The 18,951-nt window shown below is 73.8% G+C and carries 17 protein-coding genes; 9 read left to right on the forward strand and 8 right to left on the reverse strand.

Features of this window, described 5'->3' with window-relative positions; all coding sequences use genetic code 11:
- The first annotated feature begins 36 nt into the window (after nt 1–36).
- The gene (locus AB0M11_RS27350) at nt 37–1,191 is read left to right on the forward strand and encodes an NAD(+)/NADH kinase (protein ID WP_365710001.1); all 1,155 of its coding nucleotides are present in this window, start codon (nt 37–39) and stop codon (nt 1,189–1,191) included.
- A gap of 27 nt (nt 1,192–1,218) precedes the next feature.
- Here the strand turns inward: AB0M11_RS27350 and AB0M11_RS27355 are convergent, their stop codons facing one another.
- On the reverse strand, nt 1,219–2,622 hold the full coding sequence (locus AB0M11_RS27355) for a hypothetical protein (RefSeq protein ID WP_365709963.1): 1,404 nt from the start codon (nt 2,620–2,622) through the stop codon (nt 1,219–1,221).
- Between the two features lie 113 nt (nt 2,623–2,735).
- Between AB0M11_RS27355 and AB0M11_RS27360 the strand changes: the two genes are divergently transcribed.
- Nucleotides 2,736–3,998 carry a molybdopterin-dependent oxidoreductase gene (locus tag AB0M11_RS27360; protein WP_365709965.1) on the forward strand — a complete coding sequence of 421 codons (1,263 nt, stop codon included), beginning with the start codon at nt 2,736–2,738 and terminating at the stop codon, nt 3,996–3,998.
- Nucleotides 3,999–4,311: 313 nt separating this feature from the next.
- Here the strand turns inward: AB0M11_RS27360 and AB0M11_RS27365 are convergent, their stop codons facing one another.
- The 3 genes from AB0M11_RS27365 to AB0M11_RS27375 all read right to left on the reverse strand — a co-directional run bounded on the left by AB0M11_RS27365 (nt 4,312) and on the right by AB0M11_RS27375 (nt 6,695).
- A complete protein-coding gene (locus AB0M11_RS27365) occupies nt 4,312–5,055 on the reverse strand; it encodes a class I SAM-dependent methyltransferase (protein WP_365709967.1) in 744 nt (247 codons plus the stop codon).
- Entirely contained in the window at nt 5,052–5,678 is a 627-nt protein-coding gene (locus AB0M11_RS27370) for a DUF2064 domain-containing protein (RefSeq protein WP_365709969.1), read from the reverse strand. The genes AB0M11_RS27365 and AB0M11_RS27370 overlap by 4 nt, the downstream gene beginning before the upstream one ends.
- Before the next feature lie 291 nt (nt 5,679–5,969).
- The gene (locus AB0M11_RS27375; protein ID WP_365709971.1) at nt 5,970–6,695 is read right to left on the reverse strand and encodes a glycosyltransferase family 2 protein; all 726 of its coding nucleotides are present in this window, start codon (nt 6,693–6,695) and stop codon (nt 5,970–5,972) included.
- A gap of 162 nt (nt 6,696–6,857) precedes the next feature.
- Here AB0M11_RS27375 and AB0M11_RS27380 point away from each other — a divergent pair, with 162 nt between their 5' ends.
- Nucleotides 6,858–7,661, forward strand: a complete 804-nt coding sequence (locus AB0M11_RS27380; RefSeq protein ID WP_365709973.1) for a response regulator transcription factor — start codon at nt 6,858–6,860, stop codon at nt 7,659–7,661.
- 2 nt (nt 7,662–7,663) lie between these two features.
- Nucleotides 7,664–8,776 (forward strand): HAMP domain-containing sensor histidine kinase, encoded by a 1,113-nt coding sequence (locus tag AB0M11_RS27385; protein WP_365709975.1) that lies wholly within the window; start codon nt 7,664–7,666, stop codon nt 8,774–8,776.
- Nucleotide 8,777: 1 nt separating this feature from the next.
- On the opposite strand, the gene AB0M11_RS27390 is transcribed toward AB0M11_RS27385, so the two are convergent.
- Nucleotides 8,778–9,767, reverse strand: coding sequence for an NAD-dependent epimerase/dehydratase family protein (locus AB0M11_RS27390; protein WP_365709977.1), 990 nt, complete (start codon nt 9,765–9,767; stop codon nt 8,778–8,780).
- Between the two features lie 221 nt (nt 9,768–9,988).
- Here AB0M11_RS27390 and AB0M11_RS27395 point away from each other — a divergent pair, with 221 nt between their 5' ends.
- Nucleotides 9,989–11,203 carry an acyltransferase gene (locus tag AB0M11_RS27395; protein ID WP_365709979.1) on the forward strand — a complete coding sequence of 405 codons (1,215 nt, stop codon included), beginning with the start codon at nt 9,989–9,991 and terminating at the stop codon, nt 11,201–11,203.
- On the opposite strand, the gene AB0M11_RS27400 is transcribed toward AB0M11_RS27395, so the two are convergent.
- The gene (locus tag AB0M11_RS27400; protein WP_365709981.1) at nt 11,166–11,747 is read right to left on the reverse strand and encodes a hypothetical protein; all 582 of its coding nucleotides are present in this window, start codon (nt 11,745–11,747) and stop codon (nt 11,166–11,168) included. The genes AB0M11_RS27395 and AB0M11_RS27400 overlap by 38 nt on opposite strands.
- A gap of 187 nt (nt 11,748–11,934) precedes the next feature.
- Here AB0M11_RS27400 and AB0M11_RS27405 point away from each other — a divergent pair, with 187 nt between their 5' ends.
- The gene (locus AB0M11_RS27405; RefSeq protein WP_365709984.1) at nt 11,935–12,423 is read left to right on the forward strand and encodes a GNAT family N-acetyltransferase; all 489 of its coding nucleotides are present in this window, start codon (nt 11,935–11,937) and stop codon (nt 12,421–12,423) included.
- A 69-nt stretch (nt 12,424–12,492) separates the two neighbouring features.
- On the opposite strand, the gene AB0M11_RS27410 is transcribed toward AB0M11_RS27405, so the two are convergent.
- On the reverse strand, nt 12,493–13,398 hold the full coding sequence (locus AB0M11_RS27410; protein ID WP_365709987.1) for a CAP domain-containing protein: 906 nt from the start codon (nt 13,396–13,398) through the stop codon (nt 12,493–12,495).
- A 521-nt stretch (nt 13,399–13,919) separates the two neighbouring features.
- Complete coding sequence (locus tag AB0M11_RS27415; RefSeq protein WP_365709989.1) at nt 13,920–14,810, reverse strand: universal stress protein; 891 nt, start codon at nt 14,808–14,810, stop codon at nt 13,920–13,922.
- A gap of 426 nt (nt 14,811–15,236) precedes the next feature.
- Here AB0M11_RS27415 and AB0M11_RS27420 point away from each other — a divergent pair, with 426 nt between their 5' ends.
- The 3 genes from AB0M11_RS27420 (at nt 15,237) to AB0M11_RS27430 (ending at nt 18,793) form a co-directional block, all read left to right on the forward strand.
- Complete coding sequence (locus tag AB0M11_RS27420) at nt 15,237–16,826, forward strand: oleate hydratase (protein ID WP_365709991.1); 1,590 nt, start codon at nt 15,237–15,239, stop codon at nt 16,824–16,826.
- Between the two features lie 132 nt (nt 16,827–16,958).
- Nucleotides 16,959–17,972, forward strand: a complete 1,014-nt coding sequence (gene gap / locus AB0M11_RS27425) for a type I glyceraldehyde-3-phosphate dehydrogenase (protein ID WP_365709993.1) — start codon at nt 16,959–16,961, stop codon at nt 17,970–17,972.
- A gap of 398 nt (nt 17,973–18,370) precedes the next feature.
- Nucleotides 18,371–18,793 carry an Hsp20/alpha crystallin family protein gene (locus AB0M11_RS27430; RefSeq protein ID WP_365709995.1) on the forward strand — a complete coding sequence of 141 codons (423 nt, stop codon included), beginning with the start codon at nt 18,371–18,373 and terminating at the stop codon, nt 18,791–18,793.
- Nucleotides 18,794–18,951 lie beyond the last annotated feature (158 nt).

The following is an 18,951-nucleotide window of genomic DNA, read 5'->3' on the forward strand; positions in this document are numbered from 1 at the left end:
GGAGCGGCTGAGCACGGTGGTGTCCTGGAGGCGGAGATGACGGTGAACGGGCTCGGACTGGTGGTGCACGGCGGGCGCGCCGAGGCGGTGGAGGCGGCCCGTGGGGTACGGGCGTGGGCGGCGGAGCACGACGTGCGGTGCACCGACATCGACGTGTGGCACGACGGCGGACGGCACCACTCGGGGGAGGAGGTCGCCGCCGCAGGCGATCCCGACCTGATCGTCACCCTCGGCGGGGACGGCACCTTCCTGCGCGGCGCCCGGCTCGCCGCCCGCAACGACGCCCTGGTCCTCGGCGTCGACCTGGGCCGGGTCGGCTTCCTGACCGAGGTGCCGGTCCGCTCGGTGCGGGAGGCGCTGGACGCGATCCGGGAGGACCGCTACTCCGTCGACAGCAGGCTGCTGCTCACCATGCGCGCCTCCCGGCGCCTGGAGATGCCCGCCGACATGGAGCGGCTGATGCAGTACGGCCGCGGTCCGCTGCTGCCGCCGCCGCAGGTGCGCACCGACTGCGAGCAGGACACCGACTGGGGCGTCCCGCTGCACGTCACCGCGGTCAACGACGTCGTCCTGGAGAAGCTGTCCCGGGACCGTCAGGTCTCTGTCGGCGTCTACGTCTCCGGCCGGCTGCTCGCCTCCTACTCGGCCGACGCGCTTCTGGTGGCGACGCCGACCGGTTCGACCGCCTACAGTTTCGCGGCCGGCGGACCCGTCGTCTCGCCCTGCGCGGACGCGCTCGTCTTCACACCGGTTGCCCCGCACATGACGTTCAACCGGTCGGTCGTCACAGCCCCGAACGAACCTGTGGGCCTGCGCGTCCTGGAGCGCTCCGGGCAGGCCGCGGTCAGCGTCGACGGCCAGGTGCGCGGCGTCCTGGAGCCGGGGGACTGGATCGGCGTGTACGCCGCCCCGGCCCGGCTGCGGGTGGTCCGGCTCGCGGCGATGGACTTCTACGGCCGCCTGCGCGAGCGGATGAACCTGACCGACGCCCCGGCCGCGGTCGCCGACGGGACGCCCCCGCCCCTGTGGTCGCTGACGTCGCCGCCGCCCGGCGACATGGCCCACCTGTCCATGCCGCTCCTCGCCGCGCAGCACGCCCAGGCGGAAGAGCTCTGCGCCGACGGGACGGACGGTCTCCCCGCCCCGGAGGCGCTGCGCGAGGTCACGGGCCGGCCCGAACCGCGGGCGTAGGAGGGTCTACCCCGGGCACCCCGCGGATCACCAGCCCGTGAACAGCAGGTGGTTCAGCAGCAGCGCCAGCAGGGCCTGGGCCGTCAGCCAGGCGCGCGGTCGCGGCAGCAGCGCGCAGGCAGGCAGCAGCCACATCGCGAACGGCAGCCAGATGCGCTCCGTCTCCGCCTTGCTCATCCCCGACAGGTCGGCGATCAGCAGCGCGAGGAGGGCGGCGCCCGCGAGGAGGGCGAGCCGGGTCCGCCCGGCGGCCGGGGTACCCCGGTGGGCCGCGGCCGCCGTACCCCGCTCGGCCTCGGCCGCGGTACGGCGGTGGACCAGTGCGGCACCCGCCCTGCGCAGACCGGCCGCCGTGGCGGGGCCCGTGACGACCATCGTGCAGGCCAGGTTGGCCCACACCCAGTAGCCGTACGGCCGTGTCCCGCCGATGCCCTGGTAGTAGCGGGTGACCAGCAGCCGGTACCCCTGCCACCAGTCGAACCCCGCCAGGGTGAACACGAGCGGCACGACCGCCGCCCCGGCCAGCAGCAGGGCGAGGACGACAGGGCGGGCCCGCCCCCGGCGCCGCCCCAGCACCAGCACGGCCACCCCGATCAGCGCGAACAGCGTCAGACCGTACGACAGATAGCAGGTCAGCCCGTACAGCAGTCCGGCACCGGCCGCCCACGCCACGGACCGCCCGGTCACCGCGAGCGCCAGCAGGGCCACCGCCCAGGCGGCGACCGCCGCGAAGTACCCGTCGGCCGACACGCCCACCCACACCGCGGCCGGGGCCAGCACCAGGAAGGGCGCGGCCCGCCGGGCGAGCCGCTCGTCGGCCAGCGCCCGCACCGCGACCAGCACCGCGACGCCCGCCGTCGACCCGACGGTGACGCACCAGGCCCCCGCCCAGCCGCCGCCGCGCAGCCCGATCCGGTCCAGCAGGACGAAGGTGAGCGTGGCCGCCGGCGGATGCCCGGCGATATGGGCCGGCCAGGCTGCGGGTGAGCCGCTGACGATGTGGTGGGTGAAGTCGCGCAGCGTCGCCGGGACGTCCTGGAAGCGGCCGATGACCGTGAGGTACTCGTTGGGGCGGGTGAGCCTGGTCGCCACGCCCCGCCGCCAGCCGTCCACCAGCGCCAGCGACCACGTCCAGGCCAGACTGGTGCCCCAGGCCGCGCCGAGCAGCCCGCGCCAGGGCAGCCGGAGGGCGAGGCCCGGCCCGTACGCCACCACCGCGGCCGCGACCAGCACGGCGGCCGGGGTTCCCGGCCCCACGTGCGGGTCCCAGTCGGCGAACAGCGGCGGCCAGTGCACGAACAGGACGCGGTAGGTGTCCTGGAGGTGTCGGCCGACCAGGACGGCGACGAGCAGGAGCAGGGCGGCGGCGAGGACGGCGATCAGGTCGGCGGACAGATCGGCGTACCGGTCACGGAGCGGGGCGCGGGTCACACCGGAACGCTAGGTCGGCGACCGCGCCGGAGCGTGGATCAGGCGGCTGACGTCAGACTTTCGTCATGGGGCGCGGACCCCTTTCCGGGGTTCCCCCGGCCTACGGTCGGACCATGCGAGACGACCGCCCACGCACCGTGCGCAACGACGGCGCACGGCTTCCCACCTCACCCGGGTTCTGGCGCAGCCCGGTGCGCGGCACCTGGTTCACCTCGGTGCTCGGCCTGGTGCTGCTCGTCGGCATCACCGTCCTGTTCGTGACGGGACTGCTGTCGTACGCCGCGTACAACCCCGACCTGGCCCCGGTGAACGACCAGACCCCGGACAAGGGCCTCCTCGGCTTCTACCTCTTCGCCTGGCCGACGAACCCGTACTGGCTCTACCGGGTCACCCAGGGCCTGCACGTCACCCTCGGCATCACCCTCGTCCCGGTGCTGCTCGCCAAGCTCTGGTCGGTGGTGCCGAAGCTGTTCACGCTGCCCCCGGCCCGCTCGCTCGCCCACGGCCTGGAGCGGATCTCCCTGCTGCTGCTGGTCGGCGGCGGTCTCTTCGAGTTCACCACCGGCGTCCTCAACGTCCAGCTCGACTACCTCTTCCCCGGCTCCTTCTACCTCCTGCACTTCTACGGCGCCTGGGTGTTCTTCGCCGCGTTCCTGGCGCACGCGGCGCTGAAGACACCGGCGGCGCTCCGGGCCGTCCGCGGTCGGCGTCAGGACGAGGCGGAGCTGGAGTCACCGCGGCCGGACGCGCCCACCGTCTCGCGACGCGGTGCGCTCCGGTTCGTGTCCGGCGCCTCGCTGCTGCTGCTCGTCACGACCGCCGGGCAGAGCATCGGGGGCGCGCTGCGCCGCACCGCGCTGCTCGCACCGCACGGCGGAGCCGACCCCGGGAGCGGCCCGGACGGCTTCCAGATCAACAAGACGGCCGCGTACGCCGGCATCGATCCCAAGGAGACCGGCGAGGACGCGTGGCGGCTCGTCGTCACCGGACTCGGCGGCCGCACCGTCCGCCTCAGCCGCCCCCAACTCCTGCGGCTGCCCCAGCACAGCGCCGCGTTGCCGATCGCCTGCGTGGAGGGCTGGTCGACCGCCGACCAGTGGTGGCGCGGGGTGCGGCTGCGCGACCTCGCCGCGCTGGTCGGCTACGACGGAGACCCGCCGGACGTGCTCGTCGAGTCCCTCCAACGGCACGGCGCCTTCCGGCGCGGGGCGTTGCGCGCCAACCAGGTCGCCGACCCGCGCTCCCTGCTCGCCCTCCAGGTGAACGGCGAGGACCTGTCCCCCGACCACGGCTACCCGGCGCGCGTGATCGTGCCCGCCGCACCCGGTGTCCTCAACACCAAGTGGGTGGCCCGGATCACCTTCGGAGACCTGTGATGCGTCCGCGTCCCGCCCTCGGCAGCCCCCTCCAGATCCTCCTCCTGGTCTGTTCCTTCGCGCTCGCCGCCTACGCCGGCGTACGGCTGCTGTCCGGCGACTGGCTCGGCGTCGCGCTGTGGGTGGTGGGGGCGGCCCTGCTGCACGACCTCGTGCTGCTGCCGCTGTACGCGCTGGCCGACCGGGCGGTGGTACGGGGGCTGGACACCGCCGGGCGCCGGGACCGGACGATGTACGTCCGGGTCCCGGCCGCGCTCTCCGCACTGCTCCTGCTCGTCTGGTTCCCGCTGATCAGCGGCATGGTGGACGACCGCTACCGGTCCGCCACCGGCCAGTCCACGGACGGCTTCCTGCTCCGCTGGCTGCTGATCACCGCCGCGCTCTTCGGCGGCTCGGCCCTGCTGCTGGCGCTGCGGCTGCGCAGGGCCACGAAGCGGCGCCCGCCCGCCGCCCACTGAGCGGCCTGCGCCCAGCCGCGCGCGTAGCGCAGCAGGGCCGGGGTGCCGAGCCGCGCCCAGAGGAACGGGGCGCCGACGGCCTCCCGGGTGTCGGTGAGGTGGACGCGGGCCCGTTCGTCCACGTCCACCTCGGTCGTCTCGGCGATCAGCAGCCCGCCGGGGGCGAGGAGCCGGGCCACCCGGTCCAGCAGGGCGCGCGGGTCGCCGCCGATGCCGACGTTGCCGTCCATCAGCAGCACGGTGCCCCACCGGCCCTCGCCGGGCAGCGGATCGAAGACCGAGCGGCACAGGGCCTGGCCGCCGAGCCGCACGGTGTGGTCGACGGCGGCCGCGCTGACGTCGATGCCGAGGACGGCACGACCCCGGCCGGCGAGTTCGACGACCAGCCGTCCGGGGCCGCAGCCGACGTCCAGGACCGCGCCCTCGCAGCGGTCCAGCACCGCCCGGTCGACCGCATCGGCCCGCGCGCACCAGCGTTCGACGTCCAGCGGCAGCAGCCAGCCGTCGGCGCGGCGCAGGAACAGCGGTCCGTGCCCGGCGCGCAGGGCGGCGGCATACGGGTCGGTGCCGGTCCAGGGGGCGGTCGGCGGGGCGGTCACCGGCGGTCCGTTCCACTGCCCGCCGTGCACCTGTTCAACAGGGCGGCGAACCGGCCGTGCGGGACGAGGGCGGCGACCGCGGCCGCGTCGGCCGCGGTGTCCACGTCCCGCAGCCGGGGCAGATCGCGCACACGCAGTCCGGCGGTGCGCAGGCGCTGCCGCTGGATTGCGCCGGTCTCCGCCGTGGACATCGGCACCCCGCGCAGCAGCGCCGGGTCCGGGTCGGCCAGCCCCAGCGCCCAGAACCCGCCGTCCTCCGCGGGACCGAGGTACGCGTCGCACTCCGCGAAGTCCACGGTGAGGAGGGCCGGGGTGACCTGAGGGGTGTCCATGCCGATGAGGAGGGCGGGGCCGCGGCAGTGGGCGAAGGCGTCGGCCAGCCGTTCGTCCAGACCGCCGGCACACTGCGGCACGACGTCGAAGCCGGGCGGCAGCCAGGGGCCGGGCCGGCCGTCGAGCACGAGCACCCGGCGTGTCGCCGAGGTCCGGGCGACGGCGTGGAGGGTGTCCGCGAGCGACGCCTCGGCCAGGGCGGCGGCCTGCTCGGGGGAGAAGGGCGGGGTGAGCCGCGTCTTGACCCTGCCGGGCCGGGGTTCTTTGGCGATGACGAGGAGGGTGGTCATGCGGGGGTCCCTTTGACTGGTGCGGTGGGGATGGACCGAGGGGTGAGGACGCGCACCGCCCGCGAAGCAGCACCGCGGCCGTGACTGGGTGGGTGCGGCGCCCCGTCAGGGGCGCGGGGAACTGCGCGACCAGGCCCCACCGGCCCGCGGCCGAGGTGTCTCGTGAGGCTCCGGCGGCTGGGGAGACGCGGTCGATGCGGCGCCCCGTCAGGGGCGCGGGGAACTGCGCGACCAGCCCCCACCGGCCCGCGGCCGGGGTGTCTCGTGAGGGTCCGGCGGAGAACCGCGCGTTCAGGCTCCGTCGGCCCGGACCGGAGGTGGTTCGTGGAGTACGCGGCTCATGTCCCGTACCGCCTGCCAGGTGCCGCGCCAGGTTCCCGTCACCTTCGAGGAGCCGACACGCGGCCGGTACGGCACCTCGTGCTCGGTGACACGCCACCCCGCGTCGGCGGCCCGGACGACCATCTGCAGCGGGTACCCGCTCCGCCGGTCGTCGAGCGACAGCCCGAGCAGCGCCTCGCGGCGGGCCGCACGCAGCGGACCGAGGTCGTGCAGGCGCAGCCCCGTACGGCGCCGCAGCATCCGCGTCAGCGCCAGATTCCCCGCACGGGCGTGCGCGGGCCACGCGCCCCGCCCCTGCGGGCGCCGCCTGCCCAGCACCAAGTCCGCGTCGCCGTCCAGGACTTCCCGTACGAACGGCACGAGGAGCCCGGGATCGAGCGAGGCGTCGCAGTCGCAGAAGCAGACGATGCCGGCGGTCGCCGCCGCCAGCCCCGCATGGCACGCCGCACCGAACCCGCGCCGCGCCTCGTGGACGACGCTCGCCCCGTGCGCGCGGGCGATGTCCGCCGAGCCGTCGGTGGAGCCGTTGTCCACCACGAGGGCTCGCCAGCCCGCCGGAATCCGGCCGAGCACCCAGGGCAGGGCCGCCGCCTCGTCCAGGCAGGGCAGGACGACGTCCACATCGGCCACGGGGGGAGGGAGAGAAGGGGAGGAGGAGGTGGTCACGGCTCTCACCCTACGGACGCGAAACGGGCATATCGGTCCCGACCGCCTTACGAAACGCGGACGTCGGCGCCCCGGCCCCGCCTCCCCCGGTTTCTTACGAATCGCGGACGTCGCACCCCGAGCCCGCGCTCGGCCGCGACACTCCGGACGGCCCGGTGCGAGGGTGGAGGCATGCAGCAGCCGTACGAGCTCACCGAGACCCAGGCCGGCGGCACCGCCACCGCAGGTGCCGCCCGGGTTCTGGTCGTGGACGACGACCCGACCGTCGCCGAGATCGTCGCCGGATACCTGGAGCGCGCCGGGTACCTGGTCGACCACGCCGACGACGGCCCCGCCGCCCTGACCCGCGCTTCCGCCCACTGGCCGGACCTGGTCGTGCTCGACCTGATGCTGCCCGGCATGGACGGCCTGGAGGTCTGCCGCCGGCTGCGCGGCCACGCCCCGGTCCCGGTCATCATGCTCACCGCACGGGGCGACGAGGACGACCGCATCCTCGGTCTGGAGGTCGGCGCCGACGACTACGTCACCAAGCCCTTCAGCCCCCGCGAACTGGTCCTGCGGGTGGAGTCGGTGCTGCGCCGCAGCCGTCCCGCCCCCGCCGGCCGGTCCTTCTCCTCCGCCGGTCTCACCCTCGACCCCGGCGCCCGCCGCGCCACCAAGGACGGCACCGAACTCGCCCTCACCCTGCGCGAGTTCGACCTCCTCGCCTTCTTCCTGCGGCACCCGGGGCGGGCGTTCGGCAGGGAGGACCTGATGCGCGCGGTGTGGGGCTGGGACTTCGGTGACCTGTCCACCGTCACCGTCCATGTCCGCCGGCTGCGCGCCAAGGTCGAGGACGACCCGGCCCGGCCGCGGCTGATCCGCACGGTATGGGGCGTCGGCTACCGCTTCGAGCCGACCGCGTCAGACGCCCCCGACGGACCAGGTGGACGATCCGCACCAGGCGCACCCCACGCGTCGGAAGGGGCCGCCTGACCATGCGCGACACGCTCCTCATCGCCCTGTACGCCTTCGCCGGCGCCGCCGGGACGGGGTTGCTCGGTGCGGCCGCCCTGCGTCTGCTGCGGCGCCGTTCGCTGACCGCGTCCCTCGCCGTGGTGGCGACCGTCGGCGTGGTCGCGATGCTCGCCGGCACCCTGGCCGTCGCCTGGGCGATGTTCCTCTCCCCGCACGACCTGTCGGTGGTGACCACGGTCGTCGCGATGGCGGCCGTGGTGTCCCTCGCCACGGCGCTGGTACTGGGCCGCTGGGTCGTCGCCCGCAGCCGTGAACTCGCCCGCGCGGCACGCTCGTTCGGCGAGGACGGCGACTTCGCCGTGCCCCCGGTGCCGGCCACCGCCGAACTGGCCGAGGTGAGCCGCGAACTGGCGGCCACCAGCGCGAAGCTCGCCGAGTCCCGGGAGCGGGAACGCGCGTTGGAGACCTCGCGCCGCGAACTGGTCGCCTGGATCTCGCACGACCTGCGCACCCCGCTGGCCGGTCTGCGCGCCATGTCGGAGGCGCTGGAGGACGGCGTCGCCACCGACCCCGGCCGCTACCACCGACAGATCCGCACCGAGGTCGAGCGCCTCAACGACATGGTCGGCGACCTCTTCGAGCTGTCCCGCATCCACGCGGGCACGCTCGCGCTGAGCCCGAGCCGGATGTCCCTGTACGACCTCGTCGGCGACGCCCTCGCGGGGGCCGACCCGCTCGCCCGCGAGCACGGCGTCCGGCTGGTCGGCGACCGGGTGGAGCCGGTGCCGGTCGAGGTGGACGGCAAGGAGATGAGCCGGGTCCTGGGCAACCTGCTGGTGAACGCCATCCGCCGGACACCCCCCGACGGCACGGTCGCGGTCGCCGCCGAGCGGTCCGCCGAGGGCGCCGTCGTCCTGTCCGTCACGGACGGCTGCGGCGGCATCCCCGACGAGGACCTGCCGCGCGTCTTCGACACCGGCTGGCGCGGCAGCCACGCCCGTACCCCGCCGGCCGGGGCCGGCCTCGGCCTCGCCATCGTGCGCGGGATCGTCGAGGCCCACCAGGGCCGGGCCACCGTGCACAACATCCCCGGCGGCTGCCGCTTCGAGGTCACCCTGCCGGCGGCGCCGTAGCTCACCGCGCCCGCGCGAACTCCCGCATCCCCTCCGCGAACCCGACCTCGGGCTTCCAGCCCAGTTCGGTCCGCAGCCGGGAGGAGTCGGCGGTGATGTGCCGCACGTCGCCCAGCCGGTACTCCCCGGTGACCACCGGGGCCGGTCCGCCGTGCGCCTCGGCCAGCGCGCGGGCCATCTCGCCGACGGTGTGCGGCTCGCCGCTTCCGGTGTTGTACGCCGTCAGCACACCTGGGACCGGCGCCGCCTCCAGCGCCACCGCGTTGGCGGCGGCCACGTCCCGGACGTGCACGAAGTCCCGGCGCTGCCGCCCGTCCTCGTACACCCGGGGCGCCTCACCCCGGGCCAGCGCGGACCGGAAGAAGGAGGCGACGCCCGCGTAGGGGGTGTCGCGCGGCATCCGCGGCCCGTACACGTTGTGGTAGCGCAGCGACACCGCCGAGGCGCCCGTCGACCGGGCCCAGGCGGCGGCCAGATGCTCCTGGGCCAGCTTCGTCGTGGCGTACACGTTCCGCGGGTCGGCCGGCGCGTCCTCACCCACCAGTCCGGGTGTCAGCGTCGCGCCGCACTCCGGGCAGCGCGGCTCGAACCGACCGGCGTCCAGATCGGCGACCGCGCGCGGGCCGGGCCGTACGACGCCGTGGCGCGGGCACTCGTACCGCCCCTCCCCGTACACGACCATCGACCCGGCGAGCACCAGGCGCCGTACCCCCGCGTCGGCCATCGCGGAGAGCAGCACGGCGGTGCCCAGGTCGTTGCGCGAGACGTACTCCGCCGCGTCCCCGAACCCGGCCCCCAGGCCGACCATCGCGGCCTGATGGCAGACCGCGTCCACCCCCGCCAGCGCCCGCCCGACCGCCCCCGGGCTGCGCACGTCGGCGCCCGGGTCGTCACGCACGTCGAACACGACCGCCTCGTGCCCGCGCGCCGTCAGCGCCTCGACGACATGGGACCCGATGAACCCGGCACCGCCGGTGACCAGTACACGCATACGGTCACGCTAGGCGCGCGCGGCGCCCGCACCACGCGCCCACGCCCGCACGTCACGACTCCGTAAGACGCGCTGCCGTCCCGGCTGTGTCCTGGGTTGAACGGCCCGGCCGGGGGTCACGTACCTGTCGCTGTGGGCGGCGCCGTGCCGCCCGGAGGCGCCCGAACCCAGCGAGAAGTCGCGCGCCGGTCGCCGCCCGGAGAAGGGGTTGAACGATTTCAGTGGATGCGAGTCGCCCGGCCGGCGGTGCTCTCGACCTGGCCGTCCCGGTGCGCCAGGAGGAGAACGGGAACGGGAACGGCGACGGAGCGGGGAGCCGTCGGCAGGTGCGGGGCCTGGACGGGCTCCGTGGCCTGGCGGCCCTGTACGTGGTCCTGTTCCACTGCTGGCTGTACACCTTCCCCGGTTACCCGCGCAGTTCGGCGCCCGGCTGGCTGGGCGGTCTGATGTTCGGGCGCCTGGCCGTCGTGTTCTTCCTGGTGCTGTCCGGGTTCTCCCTGGCGATCTCCCCGGCACGGCACGGCTGGCGGCCGGCCGGCGTCGGTGAGTTCCTGCGCCGCCGCGCCTGGCGCATCCTGCCCCCGTACTGGGCGGCGCTCGCCATGAGCCTGCTGGTCTCGTGGTGCGTGGTGCCGGCCTCGCACCTCGGGCCGCCCACCGGCGCGACCGTCCTGGTGTACGGCCTGGTCGCCCAGGACGTGGTCAGCGCCCCGACGCCGAACGGCGCCTTCTGGTCGATAGGCGTGGAGGCCGAGCTCTACCTCCTCTTCCCGCTGCTGCTGTTCGTCCGCCGACGCTGGGGTGCCGTGCTGCTGGCCGCGTGCGCGGCGCTCCCCGTGATCGTCTGGGGCCTGACGGCGCCCGGCGCGAACCCGGTGGAGGGCGACAACTGGCTCGCTCCCCATCTCGCCCCGGTGTTCGCCGCGGGGGTGCTGGGCGCGGGTGCCGTCGCCGCCCCGGACCGGGTGCGGCGCCTGCCCTGGGGATGGTTCGCCACCCTGGCCGCCCTGCCGGTCCTGGCGCTGTGCGCCGTCCGCGGCTCCGTCTGGACGGTGCACCACTACTTCTGGATCGACCTGGCCGTCGCTCCCGCGATGACCCTGCTGCTGGCCGCCGTCGCGACCGGAAGGCCCGCCGTCCTGGTACGACTGCTGACCGCACGCCCCGTCCACGGCCTCGGCGGCTTCTCCTACAGCCTCTACCTGATCCATCTCCCGATCGTCCTGGCCGTGATCCGCCGAGTAGCCCCGCATGTCGTGGCACCGGGCCTGCCCACGTTCTGTTTCACACTGACCGTGGGCCTGCCGGCTTCGATCCTCGGGGCGTGGCTGTTCTCCAAGGTCTTCGAGATCCCGTTCAAGCGGAACAGGTCCTGGAAGTCGATCGCCGCGCTGGGCGTCAGCCCGTCGCGGTGGACTTCTGGCCCGAGGGAGTGACGGCGTACCACTCGCCGTCCTTCCCCTCGCCGTTCGTCTGTCCGGCGGCCGTGTCGCCCACGTACCGGTAGAGCGGCCAGCCGGCCAGGGTGAGCTGCGTCTGGCCGTTCCGGTGGACCGTGCCGAGGAGGCTCTTCTCCACCCCCGAGGTCTGCACGGACTCGGGCACGATCACGGGCAGCCAGGTCCTGGTGCACGCACCCTTGCACGTCCACTTGGACGGATTCGGCTCGTCCTTGTCGTAGCGGTAGAGGGTCATCCCCTTGTCGTCGGTGACGATGCTGCCCAGGCCCTGGGCCGTCCTGGCGGTCACCGCGGCGGTCGTGACCGGCTGCCCGCTCACGGCACCGGCGGCGGCGGCCGGTGCGGAGGTCGCCGGAACCGGGGTCGCCGCAGCGGCCGACGTGGCCGACGTGACCGGGGCCGTGGGGGCGGCGGGGGCGGCGCCGGCGGTCCCGGTGCCGTCCGAGGAACCGCACGCCCCCAGCAGGAAAGCGGAGGCGAGCCCCGCGGTGATGCTCAGGCCGATGCGTCGCGGAATCAAGGAGGTGCCCTTCGTCGGAGTCGCGTCTACCTGCCCCTTCAGTACGTCGGCCGGCTCCCGCCCGCTCAGCCGCCCCGGCCATGTGACGCACTCTTGACCATCGGCGTGCGGCCGGGCGGCCCCGGTGGCCTGGGCGGCCGTGGAAAACCGCTGGCGCTCGGGAAGGGCCGTCGTTACTGTCCCGAGGATGGAGATCGAGATCGGCGAAGTCCTGGGCGGCGGTCCGCAGGACGACCCGGTGTGGGAACTGGTCGACGAACTCGGTCAGCGCGACTGGGTGCGGTTCACCGCGGAGTTCCATCGAAGCTCCCACCTGCTCGCCGCGTACACGGCCGGCACACCGGTGGGCTTCTGCCGCTACGTCGTGCAGCCCATAGGCCCCGACACCGGATGCCCGCCGATCACCTTCGAGGGGGAGGCGGTGCACGAGGCGAAGATCCTCGCCTTCGGTGTGCACGGGCGATGGCGTCGACGGGGAGTGGGGACCGCCCTGCAACGAGCGGTCGTCGCGGCCGCCGGCCGGCAGGGCTGCCACCAGGTCAGGTCGCACAGTTCGGGCGACAGCGTCGGGAACCACCAGCTCAAACTGCGCCTCGGCTTCGCCGTGCACCCCGTCGTGCGGGACGACGACGACCGAGGCTGCTACTTCGTCCTTCCGCTGGCTCAGCGCGGCTAGCGCCGGGTCCGGAGCACCTTCCGCCCTCGCTCACCGGGGCGTCGGGCCGACGGTCGTCGTCGACGGGTGTCAGCGAGCGGTGCCGAAGTCCTGGGTCCAGTAGCTGTCGGGCTGTGCCAGACCGACGCCGATCTCCTTGAACGCGCAGTTGAGGATGTTGGCCTTGTGGCCCGGACTGGCCATCCAAGCCGCCATGACCTGCTCGGGCGTGGCGTAACCGTAGGCCACGTTCTCGCCGTAGGCGCTCCAGGCGTAGCCGGCACTGGTGAGCCGGTCGCCGGGGGAGGAGCCGTCGGAGCCGGAGTGCGACATGTTCTGGTGCAGGGCCATGTCCTCACTGTGCGCCTGAGCGACCTTGGACAGGGTCGGGTTCAGGGTGAGGGCCGAGCAGCCGACCTTGCCGCGCTCGGCGTTGACGAGTTCCACGATGCGGGCGACGACTCCGGACGCCGTGCCGGTGGCCTTCGGGCTGCTCGACGGCTTGGGGGCGGGGGCGGAGGTCGCGGGGGCCGGGGCGGTGGTGTTCCGCGGGCCGGGGGACGCGCTGGTGCGGGGCTGGGGAGCGGCGGTCGGTGCGGTGGTCGGTGCGGTGGTCCGTGCGGCGTGCCAGGTCACGGTGGCCTTCGGCCTCGGCGCGCTGGCCTTCCCGGCCCCGGCCTTCGCGGGGGCGTGCGGAGTCCTCGTGGCGGCGGAGGCGCTCGGACTCTTCGTGCCGCCCGGCGCCGCCGACGCCGTCGCCGAGGGCTCGCCGGCCGGGGCGGCGTTCCAGGGGCGGACCCAGTTCGCCTCGTCCCACCAGCCCTTCGTGTGCCGCGACTCCTTCGCCGCGCTCTTCGTGGCGGCGTCGGACCGGTGTCCTGCGCTGACGGGCCAGTCGGTACAGGCCATGGCGGCGGACGGTATGCCCACGGTGCCCACGGCCACCGCGGCGACGACTATGCGCCTGCAACGCGTCTTCTTACGATGTGTACCCATGAGTAACCCGCTCCCGAGCTGCGGCGGCGTCGTACGGGTCGTCATTCTTAGGTCGCCTTGACGCGATGCGCAAAGGCCTCCGGTACTAGCACGCTTCGTAGGCTCGGGCGGCCCTCGTCGCGAGGGCGGTGCGCGCTGATCCGGTTTCCCGCACCCGTGCGGAGGCCTGTCGCCCCGTCAGAATCCCTGTGGGCGGCACCGAACGGATGGCGATGGTTCGCGGAAGGGAAGCCGTGAATACGGGTGGGGCAGCTGTCGCCCCCAAGCCGGACAAATCCCGTATGTCGCCAGAGGAGCCGCTACTATCCGGCACCCCTAGATCCGAAACCGCTGTGACGGACGTCACGGAATAATGGCAATCGCGCATGCGACGAACCGGGAGCCCTCCCCAGGATCCGGGTGGGCGCGGCACCCGCCGCGTCCCTCTGCGGTGTTCCGGCGAGGCGTCCCGGTCGCCGCGTCCGGCCTGTCACGTGCGGGACGGACCACGGCCGGGCCACGGCGCATCCGGCGTGGGCCGCTCAGTCGTGCGGCACGATCGCCACCGGACAGCGGACGTGGTGCATCACCGCGTGGGCGACCGGCCCGGTGTGCACGCCCAGCCGGGCCTGGCGGGTCCGGCGGCCGACGGCCAGCAGGCCCGCGTCCTGCGCGGCGCAGAGCAGCCGCTGTGCGGGATGCCCCTCCTCCACCAGCTCTACGACCTCCACCGTGGGGAACTTCTCCCGCCAGGGAGAGACCACCGTGGCCAGCGCAGCACGGGCGGCGGCCTCCTCCGTCTCGCGCGCAAAGGCATCCGCGGCGCCCCGCGCGAACGGCAGTCGCCAGGCGTACACCGCGCGCAGCGGCGCGCGGCGCAGGGCCGCGCTCTCGAATGCGAACGCCAGTACCTGCTCGGCCGGCCGCGCCGCGTCGACTCCGACGACGACCGTGCGGTACGGGGTCGCCGCCGAAGGGCGGCCCTCCGCGTCCGGGACGTGTTCGTCCTCGGCCGTCTGACCGGCCCGTACCAGGACGACGGGCTGTTTCACGTGGGTCACCGCCTGCAGTGCCACGGAGCCGGCCAGGAACCCGCCGAATCCGCTGAACGCGCGGCTGCCGAGCACGAGCAGTTCTCCGGCGTCTCCCGCGGTGACGAGCGCCTGCGCGGCGGGCGGGGCGACCTGCTCGCCGCGGAGGTAGAGCTCGGGGTAGCGGTCGTTGATCTGTTCAGCGGCCTCGCGCAGGATGCGGCGCGCCCAGTGGCGCGGGACCGCGAGCTCCGGCAGGTCCGACGTGCCGTTGACCGGCGCCTCGGCCGCGTGCACGAGGCGCAGCGGCAGGTCGCGCCGCAGGGCCTCCCGTGCCGCCCAGTCGGCCGCCGTGAGGCTCTCACGTGATCCGTCCAGCCCTACGACCACGGGACGAAGCACGACCCTCACCTCCCTCGGATCGGTGCCTGCATCCGGTGCTGCAGGTTCCCCGCCACCAGCGTCTCCACGCGAAGCCGGCCGGGGCAGGGGCTGCCCGGCCCCGAGAGCGGGCCGAACGTCCCTCACCGCCGCAGGAGGGCGAACCCGGTGGTGTTTCCTCCGGTGGCGCGGGCCGCGCCGCGCCCCCGTCCGGCGGTGAGCGCAGGCACGGAGAAGCCCACCTGCAAGGAGAGGAACCGGGATCCGGCCACATGTCGTCCGGATCTGCTCGGTCGTCTCCCGGTGAGGGCCCGTCGGCACATGAACCGGGACTTCCGGCCCCTGCCTGCCGGAATCGCGCCGCGCGTTGAGTGACGGTGACCCCGATACGAGGACCCCGATACGAGCCGCTCGCTCCGTGCGGCGACGGCAGAACGGAGGGACGTCGTGACCGACGCTCCGCAGCACCCTCGGGCCTATCTCGCCGGTGGTGGCATCGCCTCGCTGGCTGCCGCGGCCTTCCTGATCCGCGACGGCGGATTCCCCGGCGACCACATCCACATCCTGGAGGAGCTACCGGTCGCGGGCGGCTCCATGGACGGCCGCGGCGGACCCGCCGGATACGTCAGCCGCGGCGGCCGCATGCTGGAGGACGAGGCGTACACCTGCCTGTGGAACCTCCTGGAGAGCGTCCCGACCCTCACCGACGAGACCGTGTCCGTGCGTGAGGAGATCCGGGCGTTCAGCGCCAAGTGGCCCACCGACGCCAAAGCCCGGCTGATCGGCAAGGGGGCCGAGATCCTGGACGCCTCCGACTACGGTCTCACCACCCGCGACCGCATGGAGCTGACCCGGCTTCTGGTGCTTCCCGAGCCGGTGATCGGGGCCCGCCGGATCGACGAGTTCTTCTCCCCGCACTTCTTCGAGACCAACTTCTGGGCGATGTGGCGCACCACCTTCGCCTTCCAGAACTGGCACAGCGCCATCGAGCTCAGGCGCTACTTCCTGCGCTTCATGCAGGAGTTCCCCCGGATGCACACCCTGTCGGGCGTGCGCCGGACCCGGCTCAACCAGTACGACTCGATCATCCGCCCGCTCCAGGCGTGGCTCACGGAACTCGGCGTGCGCTTCGAACACGGCGTCCGGGTCACCGACGTCGACCTCACCACCGACGCGAGCGGCACCCGGCGGATACGCCGCCTCCACCTCGACCGTTCCGGGCAGCCCGACGCGTACGACCTCGCGACCACCGACTACGCGTTCCTCACCCTCGGCTCCATGACCGCCGACTCCGCCTACGGCGGCGACGACACCGCGCCCGAGCTGATCCGCGACAAGCGCGACGGCGGCTGGCGGCTGTGGGAGACCCTCGCCGCCAAGGCCGACGACTTCGGTCGCCCGGCTGTCTTCCACGGCAACGTCGACGAGGCCAAGTGGGAGTCCTTCACCCTCACCCTGCGCAGCTCGCTCCTGCTGCACCGCATCGAGGAACTGTCCGGCAACCTCCCGGGCACCGGCGGGCTGATGACGTTCAAGCACTCCGGCTGGCTGATGTCGATCGTCGTCCCGCACGCCCCGCACTTCGAGGGCCAGCCCGAGGACGTGTACACCCTGTGGGGCTACGGCCTGTTCGTGGACCGCGACGGCGACTTCGTCGGCAAGCCGATGGCACGGTGCACCGGCCGGGAAATCCTCACCGAACTCCTCGGCCACCTCGGCATGTCGGACATCGAGGAGCAGGTCGCGGCCACCACGACCGTGATCCCGGTGATGCTGCCGTACATCACCAGCCAGTTCGCCCCGCGCACCCCGCAGGACCGGCCCCTGGTGATTCCGCGCGGCGCGGCGAACTTCGCCTTCCTCGGTCAGTTCACGGAGATACCGGAGGACGTCGTCTTCACCGTCGAGTACTCGGTGCGCGGCGCCATGCGCGCTGTCTACGGCCTGCTCGGCATCGACCGTGAGATCCCCGGTGTCCACCACGCCCTGGCCGACCCGAAGACGGCCTTCGGGGTGCTGAAGGCCGCCCTCGTCTGAGCTGCCGCCCGCACTGACCGCGCACGCAACCGCCGCCACGTCCGGATCCACGACCACGGCACCGACCTGCACGGGGTCGCCGACCGGACCCGGAACCGCTGAACACCCCTACCCGACAAGGAGTTCGCCATCATGACCGTACGCGTCGGCATCAACGGCTTCGGCCGGATCGGCCGCACCTTTCTGCGCGCGGCCCTCGACCGCGCCGAGGCGGGCATCCAGGACGTCGAGGCCGTTGCGATCAACGACATCACCTCGCCGGCCACCCTTGCCCATCTCCTGGAGTACGACTCGACGTTCGGGCACATCGGGCGCGAGGTCGTGCACGACGACAGTTCGATCACCGTCGACGGGCAGCGCATCGCCGTCACCGCGGAACGCGACCCCGCCGCCCTGCACTGGTCCGACTACGGGGCCGGGATCGTCGTCGAGTCCACCGGGCGTTTCCGGGACCGCGACTCGGCGGCCCTGCACCTGAAGGCGGGCGCTCACACGGTGCTGCTGTCGGCGCCTGGCAGGAACGTGGACGCCACCGTCGTCATGGGTGTCAACGACGGCACCTACGACCGGCGGCGGCACCAGGTCGTCTCGGCCGCCTCCTGCACCACCAACTGCGTCGCGCCCATGGTGAAGGTGCTGCACGAGACCTTCGGCATCGACCGTGGTGTGATGACCACCATCCACGGCTACACCAACGACCAGTCCCTTCTCGACGGCCCGCACAAGGACCTGCGTAGGGCCCGCTCGGCGGCGCTGAGCATCATCCCGACCAGCACGGGCGCCGCCCGCGCGGTGGGTCTGGTGGTGCCGGAGCTGGCCGGGGCCCTGGACGGGATCGCCGTGCGGGTGCCGGTGGAGGACGGCTCGCTCACCGACCTCGCGGTGGTGCTGAACCGCGAGGCGACCGCGGAGGAGATCAACGCGGCGTTCGAGGCCGCCGCCGAGGGCCCCCTCAACGGCATCCTGCGGGTGTCGAAGGCCCCCATCGTCTCCCGTGATGTCATCGGCGATCCGGCCTCCTGCATCTTCGACCCCGCCCTCACCCAGGCCAACGGAACCCTGGTCAAGGTCTTCGGCTGGTACGACAACGAATGGGGCTACACCAACCGGCTCCTCGACCTCACCGCCCTCGTCGCCGAGGACTGAGCACCGACCGCACCTCGTAGACGTCCGTCGTGGCGGGGACTGCGGTCGGCAGCGGGGCGCGCCGCACACGGAGCGGCACGCCCCGCAGCCGGGCCTCGTGGGCGGCCCGGCCGGCCGTGTCCCCACCGGGAACCGACGAGCCGGTACGGGCCAGGATCACGGGTTCCCTCGCTCAGCCCGTCCTGCGGCCCCACTACGGTCCGACGAGCTCCCACTCCCGCCCCCACAGCGCCGTCCGCCGCACCCGGCACCGCGGCCTCGACCCCGGCCGCTGCCGGGCTCGGTGGCTCGGAGACCAGGCGGGGCCGATCGGCGCCCGGAACGGGAAGGTCGGCCCCATCCCCGCCCAACTCCCGCGTACGAAGCTGGAGATGGCCAAGAACGAGAGGAGGCACAGGATGAGCGGCATACGTGAGCGGTGGCCCGGCTGGCCGGTCCTGCCCGACCTGTTCGGCTGGGCGGAGGGCGGTTTCCCCACCGCGCACGGGACTCCGGTCCTGCACGGCATCCGGGTCGAGGAGCACTTCAAGGACGGCATGTACGTGCTGCGGGCGGAGCTGCCCGGCATCGACCCCGCCAAGGACGTCGAGATCACCGTCGCCGAGGGAGTGCTGACCGTGCGCGCCGAGCGTACCGAGGAGAGCAAGGAGAAGCACCGGACGGAATTCCGCTACGGCACCTTCGCACGCTCGGTCCGGCTGCCCGTGGGAGCCAAGGGTGACGAGGCGACGGCGCAGTACAAGGACGGTGTCCTGACCATCGCGGTCCCGGTCCCGGAGGAGAAGGCGGCGACCAGGACCATCCCCGTGCGGACGGGCTGAGTCAGGGGGGTGGCGTCCGACCGCATGAGGTGTGGGGGGGCGCAGGGGGGCCGCCCCCCCGCCCCCCGGCCCCCCCGCACCGGCCACAGCCGCCCCGCGGGGGCGGGGGGGCGCCCCCCCCCCCCCCCCCCCCCCCGCGGGGCCCCCCCCCCCCCCCC

This window comes from Streptomyces sp. NPDC051987 (assembly GCF_040680735.1).
GTDB lineage: Bacteria > Actinomycetota > Actinomycetes > Streptomycetales > Streptomycetaceae > Streptomyces.

Excerpts from the sequence above, each read along its gene's own strand:
- AB0M11_RS27350 (WP_365710001.1), top strand. The coding sequence starts at position 37 with ATGACGGTGAACGGGCTCGGACTGGTGGTGCACGGCGGGCGCGCCGAG.
- AB0M11_RS27360 (WP_365709965.1), top strand. The coding sequence starts at position 2,736 with ATGCGAGACGACCGCCCACGCACCGTGCGCAACGACGGCGCACGGCTT.
- AB0M11_RS27370 (WP_365709969.1), bottom strand. The coding sequence starts at position 5,678 with ATGACCACCCTCCTCGTCATCGCCAAAGAACCCCGGCCCGGCAGGGTC.
- AB0M11_RS27380 (WP_365709973.1), top strand. The coding sequence starts at position 6,858 with ATGCAGCAGCCGTACGAGCTCACCGAGACCCAGGCCGGCGGCACCGCC.
- AB0M11_RS27385 (WP_365709975.1), top strand. The coding sequence starts at position 7,664 with ATGCGCGACACGCTCCTCATCGCCCTGTACGCCTTCGCCGGCGCCGCC.
- AB0M11_RS27390 (WP_365709977.1), bottom strand. The coding sequence starts at position 9,767 with ATGCGTGTACTGGTCACCGGCGGTGCCGGGTTCATCGGGTCCCATGTC.
- AB0M11_RS27405 (WP_365709984.1), top strand. The coding sequence starts at position 11,935 with ATGGAGATCGAGATCGGCGAAGTCCTGGGCGGCGGTCCGCAGGACGAC.
- AB0M11_RS27410 (WP_365709987.1), bottom strand. The coding sequence starts at position 13,398 with ATGGGTACACATCGTAAGAAGACGCGTTGCAGGCGCATAGTCGTCGCC.
- gap (WP_365709993.1), top strand. The coding sequence starts at position 16,959 with ATGACCGTACGCGTCGGCATCAACGGCTTCGGCCGGATCGGCCGCACC.
- AB0M11_RS27430 (WP_365709995.1), top strand. The coding sequence starts at position 18,371 with ATGAGCGGCATACGTGAGCGGTGGCCCGGCTGGCCGGTCCTGCCCGAC.